Source organism: Georgenia sunbinii, from assembly GCF_036421875.1.
In the GTDB taxonomy this organism is placed as follows: Bacteria; Actinomycetota; Actinomycetes; order Actinomycetales; family Actinomycetaceae; genus Georgenia_B; species Georgenia_B sunbinii.
On the sequence record NZ_JAZGOL010000001.1, the window covers coordinates 1 to 23,811 of the forward strand.

The 23,811-nt window shown below is 73.3% G+C and carries 22 protein-coding genes and 2 rRNA genes; 20 read left to right on the forward strand and 4 right to left on the reverse strand.

The annotated features are described in order from the left end of the window. The 15 genes from V2J52_RS00005 to V2J52_RS00075 form a co-directional block, all read left to right on the forward strand. Window positions 1-85 (forward strand): 23S ribosomal RNA (locus V2J52_RS00005); the annotation flags it as partial. A gap of 108 nt (window positions 86-193) precedes the next feature. Further along, window positions 194-310: ribosomal RNA gene (rrf, locus tag V2J52_RS00010) — 5S ribosomal RNA — on the forward strand. Window positions 311-2,125: 1,815 nt separating this feature from the next. Then, the gene (locus tag V2J52_RS00015; RefSeq protein ID WP_331225612.1) at window positions 2,126-3,079 is read left to right on the forward strand and encodes a hypothetical protein; all 954 of its coding nucleotides are present in this window, start codon (window positions 2,126-2,128) and stop codon (window positions 3,077-3,079) included. Further along, window positions 3,076-4,125: an HAD-IIA family hydrolase gene (locus V2J52_RS00020; protein ID WP_331225613.1), complete on the forward strand. Its 1,050-nt coding sequence runs from the start codon at window positions 3,076-3,078 to the stop codon at window positions 4,123-4,125. The genes V2J52_RS00015 and V2J52_RS00020 overlap by 4 nt, the downstream gene beginning before the upstream one ends. A 36-nt stretch (window positions 4,126-4,161) precedes the next feature. After that, window positions 4,162-4,347 carry a hypothetical protein gene (locus V2J52_RS00025; RefSeq protein WP_331225614.1) on the forward strand — a complete coding sequence of 62 codons (186 nt, stop codon included), beginning with the start codon at window positions 4,162-4,164 and terminating at the stop codon, window positions 4,345-4,347. Window position 4,348: 1 nt separating this feature from the next. Further along, on the forward strand, window positions 4,349-5,176 hold the full coding sequence (locus V2J52_RS00030; RefSeq protein WP_331225615.1) for a TlyA family RNA methyltransferase: 828 nt from the start codon (window positions 4,349-4,351) through the stop codon (window positions 5,174-5,176). Continuing rightward, window positions 5,173-6,012: an NAD kinase gene (locus tag V2J52_RS00035; RefSeq protein ID WP_331225616.1), complete on the forward strand. Its 840-nt coding sequence runs from the start codon at window positions 5,173-5,175 to the stop codon at window positions 6,010-6,012. Before V2J52_RS00030 ends, V2J52_RS00035 begins: the two co-directional genes overlap by 4 nt. After that, the gene (gene recN / locus V2J52_RS00040) at window positions 6,009-7,706 is read left to right on the forward strand and encodes a DNA repair protein RecN (protein WP_331225617.1); all 1,698 of its coding nucleotides are present in this window, start codon (window positions 6,009-6,011) and stop codon (window positions 7,704-7,706) included. Before V2J52_RS00035 ends, recN begins: the two co-directional genes overlap by 4 nt. Beyond that, a complete protein-coding gene (gene steA / locus V2J52_RS00045; protein WP_331225618.1) occupies window positions 7,703-8,914 on the forward strand; it encodes a putative cytokinetic ring protein SteA in 1,212 nt (403 codons plus the stop codon). Before recN ends, steA begins: the two co-directional genes overlap by 4 nt. A 13-nt stretch (window positions 8,915-8,927) precedes the next feature. Next, window positions 8,928-9,983, forward strand: a complete 1,056-nt coding sequence (locus tag V2J52_RS00050) for a copper transporter (RefSeq protein WP_331225619.1) — start codon at window positions 8,928-8,930, stop codon at window positions 9,981-9,983. Beyond that, window positions 9,980-10,807: a hypothetical protein gene (locus V2J52_RS00055; RefSeq protein WP_331225620.1), complete on the forward strand. Its 828-nt coding sequence runs from the start codon at window positions 9,980-9,982 to the stop codon at window positions 10,805-10,807. Before V2J52_RS00050 ends, V2J52_RS00055 begins: the two co-directional genes overlap by 4 nt. Window positions 10,808-10,814: 7 nt before the next feature. Further along, on the forward strand, window positions 10,815-12,437 hold the full coding sequence (gene murJ, locus V2J52_RS00060) for a murein biosynthesis integral membrane protein MurJ (RefSeq protein WP_331225621.1): 1,623 nt from the start codon (window positions 10,815-10,817) through the stop codon (window positions 12,435-12,437). A 133-nt stretch (window positions 12,438-12,570) separates the two neighbouring features. Then, window positions 12,571-13,791 (forward strand): glycosyltransferase, encoded by a 1,221-nt coding sequence (locus V2J52_RS00065; protein WP_434056368.1) that lies wholly within the window; start codon window positions 12,571-12,573, stop codon window positions 13,789-13,791. Beyond that, complete coding sequence (pyrG, locus tag V2J52_RS00070; RefSeq protein WP_331225623.1) at window positions 13,673-15,313, forward strand: CTP synthase; 1,641 nt, start codon at window positions 13,673-13,675, stop codon at window positions 15,311-15,313. The genes V2J52_RS00065 and pyrG overlap by 119 nt, the downstream gene beginning before the upstream one ends. Beyond that, window positions 15,310-15,939, forward strand: coding sequence for an NUDIX hydrolase (locus V2J52_RS00075; RefSeq protein WP_331225624.1), 630 nt, complete (start codon window positions 15,310-15,312; stop codon window positions 15,937-15,939). The genes pyrG and V2J52_RS00075 overlap by 4 nt, the downstream gene beginning before the upstream one ends. Before the next feature lie 12 nt (window positions 15,940-15,951). Here the strand turns inward: V2J52_RS00075 and V2J52_RS00080 are convergent, their stop codons facing one another. Together V2J52_RS00080 and V2J52_RS00085 are read right to left on the reverse strand one after the other, a co-directional pair. Beyond that, window positions 15,952-16,914: a COX15/CtaA family protein gene (locus V2J52_RS00080; protein ID WP_331225625.1), complete on the reverse strand. Its 963-nt coding sequence runs from the start codon at window positions 16,912-16,914 to the stop codon at window positions 15,952-15,954. A 65-nt stretch (window positions 16,915-16,979) separates the two neighbouring features. Then, complete coding sequence (locus tag V2J52_RS00085; RefSeq protein ID WP_331225626.1) at window positions 16,980-17,780, reverse strand: LysR substrate-binding domain-containing protein; 801 nt, start codon at window positions 17,778-17,780, stop codon at window positions 16,980-16,982. A 22-nt stretch (window positions 17,781-17,802) separates the two neighbouring features. Between V2J52_RS00085 and V2J52_RS00090 the strand changes: the two genes are divergently transcribed. Continuing rightward, a complete protein-coding gene (locus tag V2J52_RS00090) occupies window positions 17,803-18,192 on the forward strand; it encodes a DUF5997 family protein (RefSeq protein WP_331225627.1) in 390 nt (129 codons plus the stop codon). Window positions 18,193-18,208: 16 nt separating this feature from the next. Here the strand turns inward: V2J52_RS00090 and V2J52_RS00095 are convergent, their stop codons facing one another. Both V2J52_RS00095 and V2J52_RS00100 read right to left on the reverse strand, forming a co-directional pair. Next, the gene (locus V2J52_RS00095; protein ID WP_331225628.1) at window positions 18,209-18,952 is read right to left on the reverse strand and encodes an ABC transporter permease; all 744 of its coding nucleotides are present in this window, start codon (window positions 18,950-18,952) and stop codon (window positions 18,209-18,211) included. Further along, window positions 18,949-19,905, reverse strand: a complete 957-nt coding sequence (locus V2J52_RS00100; RefSeq protein WP_331225629.1) for an ABC transporter ATP-binding protein — start codon at window positions 19,903-19,905, stop codon at window positions 18,949-18,951. Before V2J52_RS00100 ends, V2J52_RS00095 begins: the two co-directional genes overlap by 4 nt. Before the next feature lie 137 nt (window positions 19,906-20,042). On the opposite strand from V2J52_RS00100, the gene V2J52_RS00105 reads away from it, so the two are divergent. From V2J52_RS00105 to V2J52_RS00120, 4 genes are read left to right on the forward strand one after another with little or no spacing between them, the layout of a single operon-like run. Continuing rightward, complete coding sequence (locus tag V2J52_RS00105) at window positions 20,043-20,768, forward strand: helix-turn-helix transcriptional regulator (protein ID WP_331225630.1); 726 nt, start codon at window positions 20,043-20,045, stop codon at window positions 20,766-20,768. Beyond that, entirely contained in the window at window positions 20,768-22,219 is a 1,452-nt protein-coding gene (sufB, locus tag V2J52_RS00110) for a Fe-S cluster assembly protein SufB (RefSeq protein ID WP_331225632.1), read from the forward strand. The genes V2J52_RS00105 and sufB overlap by 1 nt, the downstream gene beginning before the upstream one ends. After that, entirely contained in the window at window positions 22,219-23,439 is a 1,221-nt protein-coding gene (sufD, locus tag V2J52_RS00115; RefSeq protein WP_331225633.1) for a Fe-S cluster assembly protein SufD, read from the forward strand. Before sufB ends, sufD begins: the two co-directional genes overlap by 1 nt. Continuing rightward, the gene (locus V2J52_RS00120; protein WP_331225634.1) at window positions 23,436-23,783 is read left to right on the forward strand and encodes a non-heme iron oxygenase ferredoxin subunit; all 348 of its coding nucleotides are present in this window, start codon (window positions 23,436-23,438) and stop codon (window positions 23,781-23,783) included. The genes sufD and V2J52_RS00120 overlap by 4 nt, the downstream gene beginning before the upstream one ends. The last annotated feature ends 28 nt before the right edge of the window (window positions 23,784-23,811 follow it).

Consider the following 23,811-nt stretch of genomic DNA (forward strand, 5'->3'; position numbering starts at 1 on the left):
AAGAACACTGGGTTGATAGGCCGGATGTGGAAGCGGGGTTAACCCGTGGAGCTGACCGGTACTAATTGGCCGATAACTTCACCACAACTAAAAGACTCAATTATGAGCGCGTCCACTGTATGGTTCTGAAGGAACCCCCCGCACCACCCCAGACTCTTGGGGTAGGTGGGCCGGAGGGATATCTTCATAGAGTTACGGCGGTCATAGCGAAGGGGAAACGCCCGGTCCCATTCCGAACCCGGAAGCTAAGCCCTTCAGCGCCGATGGTACTGCGTGGGAGACTGCGTGGGAGAGTAGGACACCGCCGAACACCCTTTCGGGTATGGGCCGCAACCCTCCGGTTGCGGCCCATACTTGTCTCTACACCCGGGTGTGCCAGATCGAGGAGAAGTTCATGAGCGAGCGAGACAGAGAATCCGGCACCAACGGTGGCGGACAACGCCGGGAGCAGCGGGCCGGCGGTTCCGGAGCTCGCTCTGGCGACGGGCGGCCGCCCACAGGTGACCGCCGTGCGCCCCAGTCGGGGAGCGACCGGCCGCGTTACGGTTCGGGCCCGCGTACCAGCGCCCAGCGCTCCGACCGTCCGCGCTATGACAAGGACCGTCCGGCTCAGGGCGCCGGCTCTCGCCGTGACAGCGACCGTCCGCGCTACGACAGCGACCGGGAGGGCGGGGCTCGCCGCGACGGCGATCGCCCTCGCTACGGTGCCGGCCCCCGCGACAGCTCACGCGGCGGCGACCGTCCGCGCTACGACAGCGACCGTCCCACGCGTGACGGTGGACCTCGTCGTGACGGCGAGCGTCCCCGCTTCGACAGCGACCGGCCGCGTCGCGACCCCCGTGATGGTGGCGGCGACCGTCCCCGTCATGGCGCGGGTCCTCGTGACGGCGCGCGGGGGAGCGACCGTCCCCGCTACGACAGTGACCGACCCGCACGCGACGGAGACCGTCCCCGCTACGAGAGGGATCGGCCCTCGCGCGACAGCGGATCGCGAGACGACGGCGGCGATCGCCCTCGCTCCGACAGCGATCGGCCGCGTCGTGATACCCGTGACAGTGGCGGCCGCGGTGACCGGCCGCGTTATGGCGCTGGTCCTCGTGACAGCTCGCGCGGCGGTGACCGTCCGCGCTACGACAGTGCTCGCCCGTCACGTGACAGCGGCCCTCGTCGCGACGGCGATCGCCCCCGGTACGACGGCGATCGTCCGACCCGCGACAGTGGTCCGCGTCGCGAGGGTGGTGCTGACCGGCCGCGTTATGGCGCTGGTCCTCGTGACAGCTCGCGCGGCGGTGACCGTCCGCGCTACGACAGTGAGCGTCCGTCACGTGACAGCGGCCCTCGTCGCGACGGCGATCGCCCCCGGTACGACGGCGATCGTCCGACCCGCGACAGTGGTCCGCGTCGCGAGGGTGGTGCTGACCGGCCGCGTTATGGCGCTGGTCCTCGTGACAGCTCGCGCGGCGGTGACCGTCCGCGCTACGACAGTGAGCGTCCGTCACGTGACAGCGGCCCTCGTCGCGACGGCGACCGTCCCCGGTACGACGGCGATCGTCCGACCCGCGACAGCTCGCGTGGCGGCGACCGCCCCCGCTACGACCGTGACCGTCCGGCCCGCGACAGTGGTCCGCGTCGCGAGGGTGGCGGTGACCGGCCGCGTTATGGCGCTGGTCCTCGTGACAGCTCGCGCGGCGGTGACCGTCCGCGCTACGACAGTGAGCGTCCGTCACGTGACAGCGGCCCTCGTCGCGACGGCGACCGTCCCCGGTACGACGGCGATCGTCCGACCCGCGACAGCTCGCGTGGCGGCGACCGTCCCCGCTACGACAAGGACCGTCCCGCCCGTGACAGTGGTCCCCGTCGTGACGGCGACCGTCCCCGCTACGACAAGGACCGCCCGGCACGCGACAGCGGACCGCGTCGTGAGGGCGCTGACCGCCCGCGTCACGATGGCGGCCGTTCCCGTCAGGAAGCGGGATCCCGCGGCGACTCCCGTGGCGGCGAGCGCCCGCGTTTCGGCAGCGACCGGCCAGGACGTGACGCACGCGACAACGACACCCGCGCGCCGCGCCCAGATCGTCGGGACCGCCCGGTGGAGCCGGAGATCGATGCGGATGTCGAGCCCCAGATGCTCGACCGCGAAGCCCGGTCTCGGCTCCGCACGCTGTCGAAGTCGAACTCCGACCATGTCGCTCAGCACCTCGTCATGGCGGGTCGGCTCATCGACAGCGACCCGGAGCGTGCCTACGAGCACGCCAAGGTAGCGGTGAGCAGTGCTGGACGGGTGGATATCGCCCGCGAAGCACTGGCCCTGACCGCCTACGCCACCGCCCGATACGCCGAGGCGCTCCGCGAGATCCGGACGGTACGCCGCCTCAGTGGCATCGACGCACACCCGGCGATCGAGGCGGACTGCGAGCGTGGCCTCGGGCGACCCGAGCGCGCGCTCGACGTGCTGACCGCTGCGCGAGGACTCGACCTTCCTGAGGACGAGCTCGTGGAGATGGCGCTCGTGGAGAGCGGCGCACGAGCCGACCTCAAGGAGTACGACGCCGGCCTCGTCGTGGTGGAGAACATGGCCTCTCGCGTCAAGGACCCCGCGCTGCGCCAGCGCCTCGACGCCGTCCGCGCGGACCGGCTCCAGGAGCTCGGCCGCGGCGCGGAAGCCACGGAGCTGCGGGCAACGCTCCCTGCCGTGCTGCTCGACGTCGTGGTCGCTGACCTCGCCGGCGACGAGCCCGAGCCCGAGCAGGCTCCGGCCGCGAAGGCTGAGCCTGAGCCTGAGCCTGCCCCGGAGCCGGAGCCGGAGCCCGAGCCGGAGCCGGAGCCGGAGCCGGAGCCGGAGCCGGAGCCCGAGCCCGAGCCCGAGCCCGAGCCCGAGTCCGAGCCCGAGCCCGAGCCCGAGCCCGAGCCCGAGCCTGCCCCGGAGCCCGAGCCGGAGCCGGAGCCGGAGCCGGAGCCGGAGCCCGAGTCCGAGCCGGAGCCCGAGTCCTCGCCGTCGCCCGAAGCAGAGCCAGAGCCCGCGCAGCTCGAGCTGTTCGAGACGCCCGCGCTGCCGCTGGACCTGAAGGACGATGAATGACAGCGACGCTCATCGGAGCACCGGTCCCGCCGGCCCAGGCGCACGACGCCGCGCTCTACGACCTCGACGGGGTGATCTACCTCGGTCCCGAGGTGGTTGCGCACGCCGTCGAGTCCGTCCTCGCCGCGACAGCGGCCGGTGCGCGGCCGCTGTACGTCACCAACAACTCCTCCCGGGAGCCGGAGACGATCGCCGCGCAGATCAGCGGCTACGGGTTGGCGTGCGCCGCGTCTGAAGTCGTGACGTCCGCCCAGGCGGTCGCGCTGCTGCTCGAGGAGATCCTGGAGCCAGGTGCGACCGTCCTGCCCGTCGGCGGGGACGGGCTCCGCACCGCGGTGAGGGCCCGCGGCTTCTCCCTGGTCGAGAGCGCCGCCGACCGTCCCGACGCCGTCGTGCAGGGTTTTGCTGCCGACCTCGGCTGGCGGGACCTCGCCGAGGCGGCGTACGCGATCGGCGCAGGCGCCCGGCACGTGGCCACCAACCTCGACGGCTCGATCCCCAACGAGCACGGGATCGCGCCCGGCAACGGCGCCCTGGTCCGTGCGGTGGTCGAGGCGACCGGCGTCCAGCCCGTCGCGTCGGGCAAGCCGCAGCCGGAGATCTTCCGCCAGGCCGCCGAACGGGTGGGCGCCCGCGCCCCGATCGCGATCGGCGACCGGCTCGACACCGACCTCGAGGGGGCACGGTCGGCCGGCATGCCCGGCATGCTCGTCCTCACCGGTGTCACCACCGCCCGCGACACTGTTCTCGCCGTGCCGGCGCAGCGGCCCTCGCTGCTCGCCACCGACCTGCGCGGGCTGCACGAGGTCCACCCCGAGCCGCGCCACGCCGATGGCTGGTGGCACTGCGGTGACGCCGGTGCGCGGGTCCGTGACGGCCGCCTCGAGCTCATCGCCGGCGACGACGTCCGCACCCTGGAGTCCGGCACCGCTGAGATCACCCTCGACGAGTGGCGGGCGCTGTGCGTCGCCGCCTGGGCAGCCGCTGATGCCGGAGCCGGTCCCGAGCCGCGCTCGGTGCCAGCCCTGAGCGTCTCCGGGCGGTAACCTGGTCACGGCCACGACAGCAGGAGGGGAGGCCACATGTCGCACAGCGCACCGGGCCCGACCGCGCCGCGTCCCGGCCCGCCGGTGACTGCCGAGTCGTCCGCGGCCGCGGCGCTCGAGCAGCTCGACACGCTGACCGACCGCCCCCTCGGCGAGCACGTCGCGGTCTTCACCGCCGTCCACGACGCGCTGGCCGGCCGACTCTCCGCTGCCGAGAACTGACGTGGCCCGTCTCATCCGGGTCGACGCCGAGCTCGTGCGGCGGGGACTGGCCCGCTCCCGCCAGCACGCCGCCGAGCTCATCGCCGACGGGCACGTGCTGCTCGACGGCGGTGCGGTCACCAAGCCGGCGCGCCAGGTCGACCCCGCTCAGGCACTGCGGGTCGTCGCGCCCCCGGCGGAGGACTACGCCTCGCGCGGCGCCCACAAGCTCGCCGGCGCGCTGGACGCGCTCGGTGACCGTGCGCCGGTCATCGCCGGACGCCGCGCGATGGACGCCGGCGCGTCCACCGGCGGCTTCACGGACGTGCTGCTGCGGCGCGGCGCAGCCCACGTCGTCGCCGTCGACGTCGGTTACGGCCAGCTCGTGTGGGCCCTGCAGCAGGACCCCCGGGTCACCCAGCTCGACCGGACCAACGTCCGCACGCTCGACCCGGCAGCGGTGGCACCCGCGCCGGAGGTCGTCGTCGCCGACCTGTCGTTCATCTCCCTCACCCTCGTGCTGCCGGCGCTGGCGGCCGCAGCAGCGCCCGACGCCGATTTCCTGCTCATGGTCAAGCCCCAGTTCGAGGTCGGCAAGGAGCGGCTGGGCCGCGGCGGGGTCGTCCGCGACCCGGCGTTGCACGTCGAGGCGGTACGCACCGTGGCGGACGCCGCTGGTGCGCTCGGGCTGGGCACCACGGCGGTCGTGCCCAGCCCGTTGCCGGGGCCGAGCGGTAACGTCGAGTACTTCATCGGCCTGCGCCGAGGAACGCCCGACGCCATCGCACCCGAGGAGCTCGACGACGTGATCACCGCTGCCGTGGCCGACCGTCCGGCGGTCGCACCGTGACCCGCCGCGTCCTCATCGTGCGGCACGACGGCCGTCCCGAGGCGGTGACCGCGGCGCACTTCGTCGAGGCACAGCTGGCGGCGCTGGGGATCACCCCGGTGCACGACCTCGAGGGGGAGCGCCCCGAGCTCGTGCTGGTCCTCGGCGGGGACGGCACCCTGCTGCGCGCCGCCGAGCTCGTCCGCGGCCTCGACATCCCGCTCATCGGCGTCAACCTCGGCCACGTCGGCTTCCTCGCAGAGGCGGACCCGGACGGGCTGGGCGACGTCGTCCAGCGAGTCGCGGACCGCGACTACTCCGTCGAGGAACGCATGACCATCGACGTCGAGATCCATACTCCGGCGGGTGAGACCCAGCGCGGCTGGGCGATCAACGAGGCGACCGTGGAGAAGGTCGAGCGGTCACGGGTGATCGAGCTGGCGCTCGGCGTCGACGGACGTGGTGTCTCCACGTTCGGCTGCGACGGCATCGTGCTCGCCACCCCGACCGGCTCCACCGCCTACGCCTTCTCTGCCGGCGGCCCCATCGTCTGGCCCGACGTCGAAGCCCTGCTCGTCGTCCCGATCGCCGCGCACGCGCTGTTCGCACGGCCGCTGGTCGTCGGACCGTCCTCCGGCCTCGCCGTCGAGGTCCTCGAGCGCAACCAGCTGCCCGGCGACGTGTGGTGCGACGGCCGGCGCCGGATGTCCGCCCCCGTCGGCTCCCACATCGACGTCCGCCGCGGCCGCGAACCCGTCATGCTCGCGAGGATCGCGCAGACCCCGTTCTCCGGGCGGCTGGTGGCGAAGTTCAACCTGCCGGTCGCCGGCTGGCGGGGGGCGAGGACCGACCCGTGATCGAGGAGATCCGCATCGAGAACCTCGGGGTCATCGCCGCAGCGACCCTCGAGCTCGGCGAGGGCCTCACCGTCATCACCGGTGAGACCGGCGCCGGCAAGACGATGGTCCTCACCGGCCTCGACCTGCTGCTCGGCGGCCGGGTCAACCCGGCGATGGTCCGCACCGGGGCCGACCGCGCCGTCGTCGAGGGCACCTTCCGGGTCCCGGCGACGGTCGCCGAGCGCGTCGAGGACGCCGGCGCGATCCTCGACGACGACCTCCTGCTGGTCTCGCGGACGATGCCCGCCGAGGGACGCTCCCGCTCCTTCGCTGGTGCCCGCTCGGTGCCGCAGGCGCTGCTCACCGAGATCGCCGACGAGCTCGTCACTGTGCACGGCCAGTCCGACCAGCTGCGGCTGCGCAACCCGGCCCGCCAGCGTGAGCTCATCGACGCCGTCGCCGACCACGCCCCGCTGCTCCAGCAGTACCGCACCGTCTGGCAGCAGCTGGCCGACGCGCGGCAGCGGCTCGAGGACTGGCAGGCGCGCAGCGACGAGCGCGCCGGTGAGGTGACCCGGCTGCGGCACGGCCTCACGCTGCTCGAGGAGCTCGACCCGCAGCCGGGGGAGGACGACTCGCTGCGGACCGAGGCCGAGCGGCTCGGCAACGTCGAGGAGCTGCGCGGCGCGGCCGGTCGCGCCCACGCCGCGCTCGGCGGCGCGGGCGCCGACGTCGACGTCGACGCCACCGTGCTCGTCGCCGAGGCCCGGCACAGCCTCGACGTCGGCGACCCGGAGCTGGTCGGCCTCGGTGCCAGGCTCGACGAGGTTGCCATCCTGCTCGCCGACATCAGCGGCGAGCTCGGCGGCTACCTCGCCTCCCTCGAGCCCGACCCCGCGCGGCTGCAGCACGTCCACGAGCGTCGCGCCGCGCTGCGTGACGCCACCCTCCGTCTCGCGCTCACCTCACCGGACGCGCTCGTCGAGTGGTCCGAGCAGGCCGTCGCCCGGATCACCGAGCTGGACGGCCCGCAGGACCTCGGCGCGCAGCTGGCCGCCGAGGTCACCGAGCTGCGCACCACGCTCGACGAGCTCGCCGGCCAGCTGCGTGCCGGTCGGCTCGAGGCCGCCCGCCGGCTGAGCGAGGACGTCGACGCCGAGCTCGCCGGCCTCGCGATGCCCGGCGCCCACCTGGCGGTGAGCGTCGAGGAGCTCGACGAGCCCGGGCCGTGGGGCACCGAGCGCCTCGCCATCCTCCTGCAGCCGCGCCCCGATGCCCCGCCCCGCCCGCTCGGCGAAGGGGCGTCCGGCGGTGAGCTGTCCCGGGTGATGCTCGCCCTCGAGGTGGCCTCGGGCGCCGCCCGGCTCGCCGAGACCGCACCGGCGGCCGGCCCGGCGCCCACCTTCGTGTTCGACGAGGTCGACGCCGGGGTCGGCGGCAAGGCAGCCATCGAGGTCGGCCGCCGGCTCGCCCGGCTCGCGCGCGGCGCGCAGGTCGTCGTCGTCACCCACCTGGCGCAGGTGGCCGCCTACGCCGACACGCACCTGCTGGTCGCCAAGGCCACCGACGGCGTGACCACCACCGATGTGCGTGGCATCACCGGGGCCGAGCGGGAGCGGGAGCTGGCGCGGATGCTGTCTGGCCAGGAGGACTCCGACGTGGCGCGTCGTCATGCCGCAGAGCTCCTCGCCCAGGCCGTCGTGGCACCATGACTCGTGTGACTCCACTCTTCCGACGACGCAGCGCGCCCGCCGACGGGCCCGGTGTCGGTGGCCCCGTCCGGGTCGACGCGCGCACGAAGAACCTCACCAAGCGACTGCAGCCCGGGGACATCGCCGTCATCGACCACCAGGACATCGACCGTGTCTCGGCCGAGGCGCTCGTCGCCTGCCGACCGGCAGCCGTCCTCAACGCGGCGCGGTCGAGCACCGGCCGCTACCCCAACCTCGGCCCGGAGATCATCCTCGCCGCCGGCATCCCGCTCGTCGACGACCTCGGCGGTGCGGTGATGGCGCTGCGCGAGGGCCGCCCGGTGCGCGTCGACGGCGGCGAGGTCTACCACGGCGCCACGCTCGTCGCCGAGGGCACCACCCAGGACGAGGAGTCCGTGGCGACCATCATGGCCGAGGCCCGTGAGGGGCTCTCGGTGCAGCTCGAGGCGTTCGCGGCCAACACCATGGACTACCTCGCGCGCGAGCGGGAGCTCCTGCTCGACGGCGTCGGAGTCCCGGACATCACCACCGACCTTGACGGCCGCCACGTGCTCATCGTCGTGCGCGGCTACCACTACAAGGAGGACCTGGCGATGCTGTCCTCCTACGTGCGCGAGTACCGCCCGGTCCTCATCGGCGTCGACGGCGGCGCAGACGCGATCCGCGAGGCGGGGCTGACCCCGGCACTCATCGTCGGGGACATGGACTCGGTCTCCGACGAAGCGCTGCAGTGCGGCGCCGAGATCGTCGTCCACGCCTACCGTGACGGCCGCGCGCCCGGGCTGAGCCGGGTCGAGCAGCTCGGCGTCGAGCACGTCGTGTTCCCCGCGACCGGCACCAGCGAGGACGTCGCGATGCTGCTCGCCGACGACAAGGGCGCCGAGCTCATCGTCGCCGTCGGCACCCACGACACCCTCGTGGAGTTCCTCGACAAGGGCCGCGCGGGCATGGCGTCGACCTTCCTCACCCGGCTGCGCGTCGGCTCCAAGCTGGTTGACGCCAAGGGGGTCTCGCAGCTCTACCGCACAAGGATCGCCAACAGCCAGATCCTCCTGCTGGCGCTCGCCGGCCTCATCGCGATCGGCGTGGCGCTGGCCACCACCGAGGCCGGCCAGACCCTCTACCTGCTCATCATGGCGCGGCTGGACGGTCTGTTCGCCTTCGTCAAGGACCTGCTGGGCATCGCCCCGGCCGTCCCCACCACCTGACCTGCGAGGCTCCATGATCGACTTCCGCTACCACCTCGTCTCGCTCATCGCGGTCTTCCTCGCGCTCGCGCTGGGCATCCTGCTCGGCGCCGGCCCGCTCAACCAGCCCATCGGTGACCAGCTCACCGGGCAGGTCGAGGACCTTCGCGAGGACCGTGACCGGCTGCGCACCGAGCTCGACGTCAGCCAGACCGAGGTCACCAACCGGGACAGCTTCATCGACGACAACGCCGCAGCGATCCTCGGCTCGCGGCTCGAGGCCCGCACCGTCGCGATCATCACGCTGCCCGAAGCCGTCACCGACGACGTCGCCGCGATCCGGCAGCGGCTCGAGCAGGCCGGCGCGGTCGTCACCGGTGAGATCGCGGTGACCGAGGCATGGACAGACCCAGACACCGCCGCGTTCCGGTCGAGCTTTGCCGGTCAGCTCCTCGGCTACCTCGAGCCGGCGCCCGAGGACGACGCCGCCCCCGGCGTCATCCTCGGCACCGCGCTGGGCCAGGGCCTCACCCGCGGCGACGCCGAAGGCGCGTTCACGACCAATGCCGAGACGCTGCTCGAGCTGCTCTCCTCGGCGGACAACCCGCTCGTGGAGGTCGTCGAGGAGCCTTCGGTGGCCGCCAACGCCACTGTCGTCGTCGGACCTCGCGGCCACGCCCCGGGGGCTGACGGCGCCGAGGAGGGCGCCGAGGACGTCGCCGAGGACGAGGACCGCCTGGCCATCGAGGTCGCCCTCGCCCAGGGCCTGGCGTCGACTGGTGAGGGCGCGGTGGTCAGCGGCTCCTCGGCGACCGAGCGCGACCTGGTCACCGTCATCCGCGCCACTGCCCCCGAGGCGGTGACCACGGTCGACTCCGTCGGCGAGGTCCCCGGCCAGGTCAACGTCCCGCTAGCACTGGCGGCGGCGATCTCCGGAACCGTCGACCACTACGGCTTCGGCGCCGACGCCAGCACCCAGGTGCCGCCGTCGGTCTACCTCGCGCCGCCGGCACTTCCCGGGACGGAGCCGGGGCCCGGGACGGAGCCAGAGTCCGAGACGGAGCCGGAGTCGACCGAGGACGCCGCGTGAGCCGGCTGCGGGCCGCGCTCACCGGCGTCGTCGCCACCGGCGCCGTCACCGCCGCGCTCGAGGCACGGCCGCCCGGCGGGCCGGAGCGCTGGCAGCGGACCAACTACGCCGGCCGGACCGTCAGCCTGCTCGGCGGCGCGGTGCAGGCGGGCGCCGCCGGCCTCGCCGCGCTGATGGTCGGCGGGCGGACCGGCGCTGCCGGCGCGGTCGCCGTGGCGAGTGCCGGCGCGATGGGCGCCGTCGACGACCTCACCGAGGCCGAGGACGACCGCCACATCAAGGGCCTGCGCGGTCACCTCGGCGAGCTGCGCCAGGGCAGGGTCACCACCGGCGCGCTGAAGATCGCCGGCATCGGCGCCGGCGCGCTGGCCGCCGCGGCGCTGCTGCCGCCCGACCGTCGCCGGGGGCCGGTCACCCGGCTGGCCGACGTCGCCGGCCGTGGCATGCTCATCGCCGCCACCGCCAACCTCCTCAACCTCTTCGACCTGCGCCCCGGCCGGGCCGGCAAGGTCAGCTGTCTCATCGCCGCACCGCTGACCGTCGCCGGTGGCCCGGGTGCGGCGCTGGCCGCCGGCACGCTCGGCGTGGCGGCCGCCGGTCTGCCCGACGACCTCGGCGAGCGCACCATGCTCGGCGACACCGGGGCCAACGCGCTCGGCGCGAGCCTCGGCACCGCATTGGCCGCCCACCCGAGCCGCACCGTGCGGCTGGGATCGCTGGGTGCCGTCGTCGGCCTGACCCTGCTGAGCGAACGGGTGAGCTTCTCCGCCCTCATCGAACGGACGCCTGTCCTGCGGACGGTCGACGAGCTCGGCAGACGGTGACCGTCGGATGACCCCGGAGGGAGCCGGCCGGCTGCGCCGGATCCTCGGTGGCGTGGCGGGTGCCGCCGGCATGATCGCCGTCATCACCGTGCTCTCGCGCGGCGTCGGCTTCGTCCGCTGGTTCGTGCAGTCCGCCACGCTGGGCGACTCCGCGACCGCCAACGCGTACGCGACGGCCAACATGCTGCCGAACGTGCTGTTCGAGGTCGCCGCCGGCGGGGCGCTGGCCGGCGCCGCGGTGCCGCTCCTGGCGGCGCCGCTCGCCCGCTCGCTGCGGCGCGACGTCGACCGCATCGCCTCCGCGCTGCTCACCTGGACCGTCGTCGCTCTCGTGCCGCTCGGCCTGCTCGTCGCGGTGCTCGCCGGACCGATCGTCGCGCTGCTGCCGGACTCGGTGGGGTCGGACGTCGAGACCCAGCGCGAGCTCGCCACGTTCTTCCTGCGGGTGTTCGCGGTGCAGATCCCGCTCTACGGCGTCGGCGTCGTGCTCACCGGGGTGCTCCAGGCCCAGCGACGGTTCTTCTTCCCGGCCATCGCCCCGCTCGCGTCCAGCCTCGTCGTCATCGTCGCCTACCTCGGCTTCGGGGTGTTCTCCCAGGGTCTGGCCGACGACCCCGCCCGCCTCACCCAGGCGGCGCTCAGCTGGCTGGCCTGGGGCACCACCCTCGGTGTCGCGGCGATGAGCCTGCCGCTGCTCGGCCCGGTGCTGCGCTCCGGGATCCGGTTGCGGCCGCGGGTCGCGATGCCGCCCGGCGTGGGGCGCCGGGCGCTGCGGCTCGCCGCCGCCGGCATCGGCGCGCTCCTCGCCCAGCAGGTGAGCGTCGTCGTGTTCATCGTCCTCGCCCGCGCCGGCGGCGTCGAGGGCACGTTGCCGATCTGGCAGTACGCCCAGGCGGTGTACTTCCTGCCCTACGCGGTGCTCGCGGTACCGGTGGCCACCGCGGTGTTCCCCCGGCTGGCCGAGCGCGCCGGTGACCCGGACCAGACCCGCTTCGCCGCGATGGCGGTGGGCTCCACCCGCTCGGTCGTGGCGGTCTCGCTGGTGGGCGGCGCGATCCTCGCCGCGGTCGCCCCCGCCGCCACCGCGGTGTTCTCGCTGCAGGGCGAGATGGCCGGGATGACGACGGCGGTGGCCTGGCTGGCGCCGGCCGTCGTCGGGTACGGACTCATCTTCCACGTCTCCCGCTGCCTGTACGCCGTCGACCGCGGCCGGGCCGCCGTCACCGCTACCGCGGCCGGCTGGCTCACCGTCAGCGTCGCCGCGTACGCGCTCGTCCAGCTGTGGGCGCCCGACGGCGGCGACGGACCCGCGACGCTCCGGGCGCTGGCCGTGGGCACGACGGTGGGGATGACCGTCGCCGGGATCGCGCTGCTCGTCGCGCTGCGGCAGACGCTCGGCGCCGGGGCGCTGCACGGCCTCACCCGCACCATCGCGGTGGGCGCCGTCGGCGGCACGCTCGGTGGCGCGGCGGGCCGGGCGGTGACCGACGTCGTCCTCGACGGCGTCGGGCCGATGCTCGCGGGCGGGCTGAGCGCCGCGGTCGTCGGTGGCCTCGTCGCCGGGGCGGTCGCCCTGGGCGTGGTGCTCGTGGGTGACCGCAGTGCCCTGCGCGTGGCAGGCTGGTCCTGACGCCGGCCGGCGGCGTCGTGAGTGGCGGGCAGGAGCACGGGTGCGGATCGTCCAGCTGACCTCTTCCAGCGCGGGCGGCGTGGCGAGGCATGCCCGCCAGGCCGCCGAGCTGCTCGCCGCGGCCGGGCACCGGGTGCTGCTCGCCGGCCCGCCCGCCGTCGTCACCGACCCGCCGGTGCCCGCCGTCGTCGTCGACATCGCCGACCGGCCCCGTGCCAGCGACCTCCGCGCGCTACGAGACCTGCGCGACGTGCTGCGGGGCGCCGACCTCGTCCACGCCCACGGCCTGCGCGCGGGGGCCGCCGCGGTGGTCGCCGCCGTCGGGCTCCGTCCCCACCCCACGATCGTCGTCACGCTCCACAACGTTCCGGTCGGCGGCCGGCGGGTGCGGGCGGTGGCAGCGGTGCTCGAGCGGGTCGTCGTGCGCGGCGCCGACGTGGTCCTCGGGGTCAGCGGTGACCTCGTCGCCCGCACGAGGAGGCTCGGGGCACCGGGGGAGCGGGCCCTCGTGCCGGCGCCCGCCCGCGCCGCCGTCGACGACGGCGTGGCCGGCGCCGAGCTGCGCGCCGGCCTCGGGCTGCGCACCTACGAACGACTCGTGCTCACCGTGGCACGGCTGGCCCCGCAGAAGGGGCTCGACGTGCTCGCCGACGCCGCCGCCCTGCTCGACGGCGAGGTCGCGGCCGGCCGGCTGCCCTCGCTGCGGTGGGTGGTCGTCGGGGACGGTCCGCTGGCGACTGAGCTCCAGCAGCGGGTCATCCGGGACTCGCTGCCCGTCGTCGTCGCCGGGCGCCTGGACAATGTGCCGAACCTCATGGCCGTCGCCGACGTCGTCGTCTCCACGAGCAGCTGGGAGGGGCAGCCGCTGGTGGTCCAGGAGGCGCTGCAGGCGGGCGCGGCGATCGTCGCCACCGACGTCGGCGGCACCGGCGAGGTGGCGGGCGACGCCGCCGTCCTCGTGCCGTTCGACGCCGCCGCGCTGGCCACCGCCGTCGGGCGCGTGCTGCGTGACGACGTCGAGCGGGACCGGCTGCGGGGGNCCGGGCCCGGGCGCGGGCTGCCGAGCTGCCCACGCCGCAGGACATGCGCGCCCAGCTCGAGCGGATCTACTCCCACGTCCGGGGCTCGGGGTGCTAGGGTCGAAATCCGTGGTCACCCTTCAGCGTTCCGGTCCAGACTCGGTCACTCGACACATCTTCGTCACCGGCGGTGTCGCCTCGTCGTTGGGCAAGGGGTTGACGGCTTCCAGCCTCGGCCAGCTGCTCCGCGCACGCGGCCTGCGCGTGACGATGCAGAAGCTCGATCCCTACATCAACGTCGATCCAGGGACGATGAACCCGTTCCAGCACGGTGAGGTGTTCGTCACCGAGGACGGCTCGGAGACCGACCTCGACATCGGGCACTACGAGCGCTTCCTCGACGTCGCGCTCTCCGGTGCGGCCAACGCCACCACCGGCCAGGTGTACAACTCGGTCATCGCCAAGGAGCGGCGGGGGGAGTACCTCGGCGACACCGTCCAGGTCATCCCGCACATCACCGACGAGATCAAGGCGCGGATGCGCGCCCAGGCCAACCCGACCGACGGCAGCGCACCGCCGGACATCATCATCACCGAGATCGGTGGCACCGTCGGCGACATCGAGTCGCAGCCGTTCATCGAGGCCGCCCGGCAGGTCCGCCAGGACATCGGACGCCAGAACGTCTTCTTCGTGCACGTCTCGCTGGTGCCCTACCTCGGCGCCAGCGGTGAGCTGAAGACCAAGCCCACCCAGCACTCGGTGAGCCAGCTGCGCAGCATCGGTATCCAGCCCGACGTCATCGTCGCGCGCACCGACCGCGCGCTGCCCGAGGGTGTCAAGGCCAAGATCGCGCTCATGTGCGACGTCGACCGCGAGGCCGTCATCGAGTGCCAGGACGCCTCGTCGATCTACGAGATCCCCGCCGTGCTGCACCGCGAGGGGCTCGACGCCTACGTCGTGCGCCGCCTCGACGTGCCGTTCCGCGACGTCGACTGGGACCAGTGGGGCGAGCTCCTGGAGCGGGTGCGCCACCCGCGCGACGTCGTCGAGGTCGCGCTCGTGGGCAAGTACGTCGACCTGCCCGACGCCTACCTGTCGATCACCGAGGCGCTGCGCGCCGGCGGCTTCCACCACCGCGCGAAGGTCAACATCCGCTGGGTGCCGGCCGACGCCTGCGAGACCCAGGACGGGGCGCGGCGGGCGCTGCGCGGGATCGACGCCATGCTCGTGCCGGGCGGCTTCGGGGAGCGGGGCATCGAGGGCAAGCTCGGCGCGCTGCGCTGGGCGCGGGAGAACCAGGTCCCCACGCTCGGCATCTGCCTGGGCCTGCAGACCATGGTCATCGAGTACGCCCGCAACGTGCTCGGGCTCGAGGATGCCTCCTCGACCGAGTTCGACCTCGACACCCCGCACCCGGTGGTCGCCACGATGGCCGAGCAGGTCGACTTCGTCGAGGGCGGCAGCGGCGACATGGGCGGCACCATGCGCCTGGGCAGCTACGACGCGGTCCTCGAGAAGGGCTCGGTCGTCGCCGAGGCCTACGGCACCACGACGGTCGCCGAGCGGCACCGCCACCGCTACGAGGTGAACAACAAGTACCGCGACCAGCTCGCCGCGGCCGGGCTGCGGATCTCTGGCACCTCGCCGGACGGCACGCTGGTGGAGTTCGTCGAGATGGACCGCGAGAAGCACCCGTACTTCGTCGCCACCCAGGCCCACCCGGAGTTCAAGTCGCGCCCGACGCGGGCGCACCCGCTGTTCCACGGTCTCGTCGGAGCGGCGCTGGACCGTCAGCGCGCCGGCCGGCTGCTCGAGGTGGACGGCGACAGCGAACCCGCACCGGCCGTCGCGGAGTGAGCTTCGCCGACCGCCCCGACACCTCGCGCGAGGTCACCTCGCGGGAGCGGATCCACGAGGGCAAGGTCTTCGACCTCGTCGCCGAGCGCGTCCGGCTGAGCGCCGACGACGCCGAGCCGGTGCTGCGGGAATACCTCGACCACCCGGGCGCGGTGGCGATCGTGCCGCTGCGCGACGGCCCGGGCGGCGAGGAGATCGCGCTCGTCGACCAGTACCGTCACCCGGCGCGCGCCGTGCTGTGGGAGATCCCGGCCGGTCTGCTCGACGTCGACGGCGAGGACTACCTCGACGCCGCTCGCCGCGAGCTCGCCGAGGAGACCGACCTCCTCGCCGGGCGGTGGGACGTGCTCGTCGACTTCTTCACCACCCCTGGCGGCTCCAGCGAGTCGCTGCGCATCTACCTCGCTCGCGACCTGCGGCCGGTGCCCGACGCCGAGCGGTACCAGCGTTCCGAGGAGGAGCGTGACATGACGGTGCGCTGGGTCAGCCTCGACGAGGCTGTCGCAGCCGTCCACGCGGGCCGGCTGCACAACCCGAGCGCCGTCGTCGGCATCCTCGCCGCCGCCAGCGCCCGCGCGGCCGGCTGGGCGCCGCTCCGGCCGACCGACGCCCCCTGGATACGCTGACCGGCGGTTCGGCTACGAGAGCGCGGGGGTGCGCTCGTGGAGCGTCGCCACCGCGCGCACCAGCACGACGACGAGCAGCCCCGCGCCGAGCATGTGGACGACGACGAGCACCTCCGGCAGCCCGGTGAGGTACTGCACGTAGCCGATGACGCCCTGCAGGGCGGTGACCGCCAGCAGCCACCACCAGGCGCGGACGGTGGCGGGCCGGGCGGCCGGCTGCCGGCGGATGATCACGAGGCCGACGACGGCGACGACGACGAACGCCCAGACGGACAACGCGTGCAGCCGCGAGATGGCAGCCGGGTCCAGGGCCCAGCGGTAGGGCTCGGTGGCGTCCCCGGAGTGCGGGCCGGCGCCGGTGGTGATGACACCGAGCACCAGCAGCAGGACACCCAGCGCGGCGAGCAGCCAGGCCACCGAGCGGGCGGCGGTCGGCACGACGAGCCGCGGCGGGCCGTCCGGCGTGCCGAGGCGCACGAGCAGGTAGGTGGAGACCGCGACCAGCGCCAGCGATATGAGCATGTGGGACCCGACGATCGCCGGGTGCAGGTCGACCCACACCGTGATGCCGCCGATGACCGCCTGGATCGCGATGCCGACGAGGGGCAGCCAGGCGAGGCGCCGCAGCGAGGCGGGCCGGGACGCCGTGGGCTGGCGCCGGTAGACCGCGACGACGAGCGCGACGGCGATGATGCCGAGCACCCCGGTGAGCGTCCGGTTCCCGAACTCGATGATCGGGTGGAAGGACATCTCGGCGTGGAACTCCGGGGTGAAGGCCCCCGGCTCGCACATCGGCCACTGCGAGCAGCCGAGCCCGGACCCGGTGACGCGCACCAGCCCGCCGGTGACGATGATGCCGATCTGGGCGACGAGGTTCGCCACCGCCAGCGCCCAGGTGAACCGGTCGACCAGTGCCCGGCGGGCGGGCGGCTGACCGTCGGTGTGGGACGTGGGAAGGGTGGAGGGGCTGGTCACCGATCCAGGGTACGTCGTCGCCGCCCGCGGACCGGAACCTGGCCCGGGGGCGGGCCGAGCGCTGGCTACCGGCGGCCGCGGCGACCGCGGGGGCCACGACCGTGGCCGGTGGGGCCGCCCGGCCGTCCGGTGCCACTGGTGCGCCGGCCGGGGGCGCCGCGGGCGCCGGTGGTTCCCCGGCCCCCGGCCTTGCGCCCGGCGTCGCCCCGTGCCCGGCGGCCGCCGTCGCCGGCTGCGTCGGCGGCATCGCCTGAGGACGCGTCCCGCGAGCTGCGCTCGGTCCGCCCTCGGACGATGCCGATGAAGGTCTCCATCCGCGGGTCCTCGTTGTCCACCAGCCAGGCCAGCCCCACCTGCGACGGCATCACGCCGGCAACCGGCCGGTGGAGCACGTCCTTGCGGTGGTGCAGCCGGGCGAGCGACATCGGGACGATGACGATCCCGCTGCCGCTCGCGGCCACCTCGATCGCTTGCGCGACGGTCATCGGCGACGGGTCCAGCCGGGTACCGTCTCGCACCTCGTCGGCGACGGCCGTCCACTCCGGGACGTCCGCGGTGTCCTGCAGGAGGTGCTCGGCAGCGAGGTCGGCGACGTCGAGCTCGTCGAAGGCAGCGATCGGGTGGTCCTTGGCGGCCACGACGACCGGCACCTCGGCGTACAGCGGGATGACGTGGAGACCGGTCCGGTCGATCGGCAGCCGGACGAGGGCGACGTCGACGCCGGCGGTGAGGAGGATCTCACGCTGCTCGGCGACGTCCACCGGCACCGGCGCCAGCGGGGCGTCGGGCAGCCGGTCGGCCCACGTACGGAGCCACTTCCCGGGGCTGACACCGGGGACGAACCCGACGCGGAACGGCTCGACCATGTGCTGAGACTACGCTGCAGGGATGGCCAAGCCCCAGACGATGAAATCCCTGACCGCCGCGCGCAAGCTCGGGGTGCTGCTCGACGCCACCCCGGAGGACTTCCGCAGCCGCGACATCAGCCGTGACGAGCTCGACGAGCTGCAGGGAAACCCACCCGAGTGGCTGCGCGAGCTGCGCCGTGAGGGACCCCACCCACGTTCGGAGGTGGCGCGCCGGCTCGGTGTCTCCAACTCCGGCCTCGCCCGCGGTGGGCTGACCGAGCCGCAGACGACGGCGCAGATCAAGGCGCTCCTCGACGAGCCGCCCGCGTGGCTGGTCGCCGAGCGTGCCACTCAGACGCAGGTCCGCGCGGAGGAGGCCCGGCTGCGGGCACGTGCCGGCGGAGAGACCGCGGGCGGCGCCGGACGGTAGCCGCCGGGGCCCGCCGCTACTCGTCCCAGCGGAAGTAGCGGCTCGCCAGCCCCACGCCGAGCAGCGCCCACACCGCGAGCACCGCGAGCGCGGTGAGGTCGACGAGGCCGGTGGTCGCCAGCGCGCGCAGGGACTCACCGAGGGCGCCGGGCGGCAGGTAGCCCATGACGGCGCCGAGCGGCTCCGGCAGCAGCCCCAGCGGCATGAGCAGGCCGCCGCCGAGCACCATGAGCGCGAACAGCAGGTTGGCGATCGCCAGCACCGCCTCGGGCCGCAGCGTGCCGCCGACGACGAGGGCGAAGGACACGAAGGTCGCCGCGCCGAGCAGCACCAGCGCGGTACCGCCGAGCAGCTGGGCGGGCCCGATCCCGGCCGGGCGCCAACCCACCGCGGCGGCGGTGCCGGCGAGCACGACGACCTGGACGACGAGCACGCACAGCACGGCGCCGAGCTTGCCGGCGAGCAGGCCCTGCGGGCCGAGCGGTGTGGTGCCGAGCATCCGCAGCACCCCGCCGCGCCGGTCGAAGGCGATGGCGATCGCCTGCGAGGTGAAGGCGGTGGCAGCCACCGACATCGCGAGCGCACCGCCGAGCGCGGCCGCGGCGCGCGGCTCGGGCAGCGGCACCAGCTCGGTCGACGCGAGCACGACGACGGCGATCACCGGCAGCAGGATCGTCAGCAGCAGCTGTTCGCCGTTGCGGAGGACGGCGATGGTCTCGAAGCGGGTCTGGGCCAGGATCCGCCGGCCGGTGGCCCTCATGCCGCCTCACCGACCCGCATCTGGCGGCCGGTGAGCGCGAGGAAGGTGTCCTCCAGCGTGGGCCGGGTCAGGGCCACCTCGCAGCCCGGCCAGCCGAGCGCCGTCAGCGCGGTGGCGACCGCGGCCAGCGTCGCGGCGTCAGTGGTGGCGTCGGTCGCGGTCACGACCACCCGGTCACCGTCGGCACGCAGCTCGAGCCCCGCCGTCGTCGGCTGGTCGCGGAGCCCGGCGGCGAGCCGCTCGGCGGTGAGTCCCGACGGTGGCCGCACCCACACGTGAGGGTCGCCGCGCAGCTCGCCCGGGGTACCGGCGGCGACCACCTGGCCGCGGTCGACGACGACGACGTGGTCGGCCAGCTCCTCGGCCTCGGTCATCAGGTGCGTGGTGAGCACGATCGAGGTGCCGGCGGCACGCAGGTCGGTGATGAGGTCCCACACGGCGAGGCGCGACTGCGGGTCGAGCCCGGCGGTCGGCTCGTCGAGGAAGACCAGCTCGGGCTCGCCGACGATCGCGCAGGCCAGCGCCAGCCGCTGCCGCTGGCCGCCGGAGAGTCGCCGCACCCGGGTGCCGGCCACCTCGCCGAGGCCGAGGCGCTCCATCAGCGGAGCCGCGGCGCCGGGCCGGTCGTGGAGCCGCGCGACGTGCTGCAGCACGCTCCCGGCGGGCGGCGCGAGCGGCAGCCCGCCTTCCTGGAGCATGACGCCGACGACGTGGCGCAGGTGGGTGGCGGCGTCGGCGGAGCTGCGGTCGAGGCCGAGGACCTCGATCCGGCCGGCGTCCGGCCGTCGCAGGCCCTCGCAGCACTCGATGGTGGTCGTCTTGCCGGCCCCGTTGGGACCGAGCACGGCGGTGAGTGCGCCCCGGGCGGCGACGAGGTCGAGGTCACGGACGACGTCGCGGCTGCCGTAGCGCTTGGCGAGCCCCGTGACGTGCAGGGCAGGGGAGTCAGGCACCGCCACAGCGTACGTGCTGCCCGAGCGCCGCCGGTGAGGGTCGCCTTGCTTGCCCGGAATCATTTCAGCAACGAGACTGTTACCTATATCTGACAGGTCCGGGTCCGGGCTCACACCTGCGTAGAGGGGGCTGCTCAATGCACGATGCCATCGATGACGTCGACACCACCACGCAGGAGCGTGTCCTCTCGCTGGTCGTCGAGCACGGGCCGATCAGTGCCGTCGAGCTCGCCGAGCGCCTCGTCCTCACCCCGGCGGGCGTCCGTCGCCACATCGCCAGCCTCGAGCGCCACGACCGGATCGTCGTCCACGACCCCGCCGGCCCCGAGCAGCGGCGCCGTGGCCGTCCCGCGCGCTACTACGTCGCCACCGACACCGGCCGGGCCGGCCTCTCCGGCGCCTACTCCGACCTCGCCACCCAGGTGCTGGACTTCTTGGCAACGTCCGCCGGCCCGGAGGCAGTCGAGGAGTTCGCCGAGACCCGGGTCCGGCAGCTGGAGGAGCGGTACACGCCGGCGGTGCAGCAGGCCGAGGGCGGTGTCCGGGGCCGGGCGCAGGCGCTGGCCACCGCGCTCACCGCCGACGGCTACGCTGCCACCGTGCGGGACGTCGGAGCTGGCACGATGGCCCTCCAGCTGTGCCAGGGCAACTGCCCGGTGCTCGCCGTCGCCGAGGCGTACCCCCAGCTGTGCGACGCCGAGACCAGGGCGTTCTCCCGGCTGCTGGACGTCCATGTCCAACGACTTGCCACGCTGGCTGGCGGCGAGCACGTATGCACCACCCACGTCCCCACCATCCCGCTCGACCGACCGCAGGCACGCACCACGACGTCACCGACCGGTGACGACACGGAAGGAAACTGATGACGACTCCCACGCAGCAGCAGGTCGATCCTGCGGCGCCGATGACCCAGGACCAGACGATCGCGGAGATCGGCAGCAACTACAAGTTCGGCTGGCACGACAGCGACGAGGCCGGTGCCACCGCCCAGCGCGGACTGTCGGCCGACGTCGTGCGCAACATCTCGTCACTCAAGGACGAGTCGGAGTGGATGCTGAAGCGACGGTTGCGCGCGCTGGACCTGTTCGACAAGAAGCCGATGCCGAACTGGGGCGCGGACCTCTCGGGCATCCACTTCGACAACATCAAGTACTTCGTGCGCTCCACCGAGCGGCAGGTGACCAGCTGGGAGGACCTCCCGGAGGACATCAAGACCACCTACGACCGGCTCGGCATCCCCGAGGCGGAGAAGCAGCGCCTCGTCGCCGGCGTGGCGGCGCAGTACGAGTCGGAGGTCGTCTACCACCAGATCCGTGAGGACCTGGAGGAGCAGGGTGTCATCTTCATGGACACCGACACCGCGCTCAAGGAGCACCCCGAGGTTTTCAAGGAGTACTTCGGCAGCGTCATCCCTTCGGGTGACAACAAGTTCGCCGCGCTCAACACCGCGGTGTGGTCCGGTGGCTCCTTCGTCTACGTGCCCAAGGGCGTCCACGTGGAGATCCCGCTCCAGGCCTACTTCCGGATCAACACCGAGAACATGGGCCAGTTCGAGCGCACGCTGATCATCGCCGACGAGGGCTCCCACGTGCACTACGTCGAGGGCTGCACGGCGCCCATCTACGACAGTGACTCGCTGCACTCCGCGGTCGTGGAGATCATCGTCAAGAAGGACGCGAGCGTCCGCTACACGACCATCCAGAACTGGTCGAACAACGTCTACAACCTGGTGACCAAGCGCGCCACCGTCGAGGCCGGCGGCAGCATGGAGTGGGTCGACGGCAACATCGGCTCCAAGGTGACGATGAAGTACCCGGCGATCTACCTCATGGGCGAGCACGCCCGCGGTGAGACGCTGTCGGCCGCCTTCGCCGGCGCCGGCCAGCACCAGGACACCGGCGCCAAGATGGTGCACATGGCCCCCAACACCTCCTCCTCGGTGGTGTCGAAGTCGGTGTCGCGCAACGGTGGACGGTCCTCCTACCGCGGCCTGGTGCAGGTGCTCGAGGGCGCGACGAACTCGAAGTCGACCGTGCTGTGCGACGCGCTGCTCGTCGACACCATCTCGCGCACCGACACCTACCCGTACGTCGACGTCCGCGTCGACGACGTCGAGATGGGCCACGAGGCGACCGTCTCCAAGGTGAGCGCGGACCAGCTCTTCTACCTCATGTCCCGCGGGATGACCGAGTTCGAGGCGATGGCGATGATCGTGCGTGGTTTCATCGAGCCGATCGCGCGCGAGCTGCCGATGGAGTACGCCCTGGAGCTCAACCGTCTTATCGAGCTGCAGATGGAAGGGTCCGTCGGCTGATGACCAGCACCGCCGCGCCCGCACCCTCACCAGACAAGGAACCCATGAAGACCGACTACTCCCGTGCCGTCGCCGATGGCGCCCACAGCCACGCGGGCCCTCAGCCCGCCGGGCAGCGTTTTACCTCCTTCGGGCTCGCGGACTTCCCGGTCCCCAACGGCCGCGAGGAGGACTGGCGCTTCTCGCCGGTCGACCGCTTCCAGAAGCTGTTCGCCGGCGAGCTGACCGGGCCGGTGCCGACGATCACCGTCGAGGCCGCGCCGGGCGTCACCACCGAGCAGGTCGGCCGTGACGACGAGCGGCTCGGCCGTATCGGCCAGCCCGTAGACCGGGTGTCGGCCGCTGCCTGGAACTCGTTCACCGAGGCGACCGTCATCACGGTCGGGGCCAAGCAGACCCCGGAGCAGGTGACCTCGGTGACGATCACCGGCGCCGGTGACGACGCTCCCGCCGCCCAGCACGTCCTCATCGTCGCCGAGGCGCACTCCGAGGCCACCGTCATCCTCAACCATGTCGGTCCGGTCCAGCTGGGCCAGACCGTCGAGGTCGATGTGCGCGACGGTGCACGCCTGACGCTCGTCTCACTGCAGGAGTGGGATGCGGGCAGTGTGCACCTGAGCTCGCACCGGTCCCGCGTGGGCCGCGACGCCAAGCTCAAGCACGTCGTCGTCACCCTCGGTGGCGACGTGGTGCGGCTGACCCCGGACGCGGTGCTCGCGGAGCCCGGCGGCGAGGTGGAAGGCATCGGCATGTACTTCACCGACGCCGGTCAGCACCAGGAGCACCGTCTCCTCGTCGACCATGTCGCCCCCAACTGCATCTCGCGGGTCACCTACAAGGGTGCCCTGCAGGGCCAGGACGCCCACGCCGTCTGGATCGGTGACGTCGTCATCCGGGCCGAGGCCGAGGGCACCGACACCTACGAGCTCAACCGCAATCTCGTCCTCTCCGAGGGCGCGCGGGCGGACTCGGTGCCGAACCTGGAGATCGAGACCGGGGAGATCCAGGGGGCCGGCCACGCCAGCGCCACCGGTCGCTTCGACGACGAGCAGCTGTTCTACCTGCGCTCGCGTGGCATCCCGGAGATCGAGGCCCGTCGGCTCGTCGTCCTCGGGTTCTTCGCTGCGCTCATCAACCAGATCGCGGTGCCCAGCCTCACCGATCGACTCACCGAGGCGATCGAGAAGGAGCTGGAGCAGCACGAGGGCATCGCGGCATGACGGCCCAGTACGTGTGCGACACCGGCGACCTCGAACCGGGCGAGGCCATGCGCGTCGACCTCGAGGATGTCGACGGCCGCCCCGTACCGGTCTCCATCGTGCGCGACGAGGCCGGGGAGTTCCATGCCATCTCCGACATCTGCTCCCACGGGCAGGTCAGCCTGTCCGACGGTGACGTGGAGGACTGCACCATCGAGTGCTGGCTCCACGGCTCACGTTTCGATCTGCGCAGCGGCAAGCCACTGAGCCTGCCGGCCACCCAACCCGTGCCCGTCTACGGCATCTCGGTCGAGGGCGACAGCGTGCTCGTCGACATCGACGTGACCGTCACTGCCGGCGCCTGACCGACTCAGACCCAAGGAAGAAGAAACC

Coding starts and splice junctions, on each gene's coding strand:
- V2J52_RS00025 (WP_331225614.1), top strand. CDS start 4,162: ATGTCGCACAGCGCACCGGGCCCGACCGCGCCGCGTCCCGGCCCGCCG.
- V2J52_RS00090 (WP_331225627.1), top strand. CDS start 17,803: ATGGCCAAGCCCCAGACGATGAAATCCCTGACCGCCGCGCGCAAGCTC.
- V2J52_RS00105 (WP_331225630.1), top strand. CDS start 20,043: ATGCACGATGCCATCGATGACGTCGACACCACCACGCAGGAGCGTGTC.
- V2J52_RS00050 (WP_331225619.1), top strand. CDS start 8,928: ATGATCGACTTCCGCTACCACCTCGTCTCGCTCATCGCGGTCTTCCTC.
- steA (WP_331225618.1), top strand. CDS start 7,703: ATGACTCGTGTGACTCCACTCTTCCGACGACGCAGCGCGCCCGCCGAC.
- V2J52_RS00020 (WP_331225613.1), top strand. CDS start 3,076: ATGACAGCGACGCTCATCGGAGCACCGGTCCCGCCGGCCCAGGCGCAC.
- V2J52_RS00120 (WP_331225634.1), top strand. CDS start 23,436: ATGACGGCCCAGTACGTGTGCGACACCGGCGACCTCGAACCGGGCGAG.
- V2J52_RS00095 (WP_331225628.1), bottom strand. CDS start 18,952: ATGAGGGCCACCGGCCGGCGGATCCTGGCCCAGACCCGCTTCGAGACC.
- V2J52_RS00015 (WP_331225612.1), top strand. CDS start 2,126: ATGCTCGACCGCGAAGCCCGGTCTCGGCTCCGCACGCTGTCGAAGTCG.
- V2J52_RS00085 (WP_331225626.1), bottom strand. CDS start 17,780: ATGGTCGAGCCGTTCCGCGTCGGGTTCGTCCCCGGTGTCAGCCCCGGG.
- murJ (WP_331225621.1), top strand. CDS start 10,815: ATGACCCCGGAGGGAGCCGGCCGGCTGCGCCGGATCCTCGGTGGCGTG.
- sufD (WP_331225633.1), top strand. CDS start 22,219: ATGACCAGCACCGCCGCGCCCGCACCCTCACCAGACAAGGAACCCATG.
- sufB (WP_331225632.1), top strand. CDS start 20,768: ATGACGACTCCCACGCAGCAGCAGGTCGATCCTGCGGCGCCGATGACC.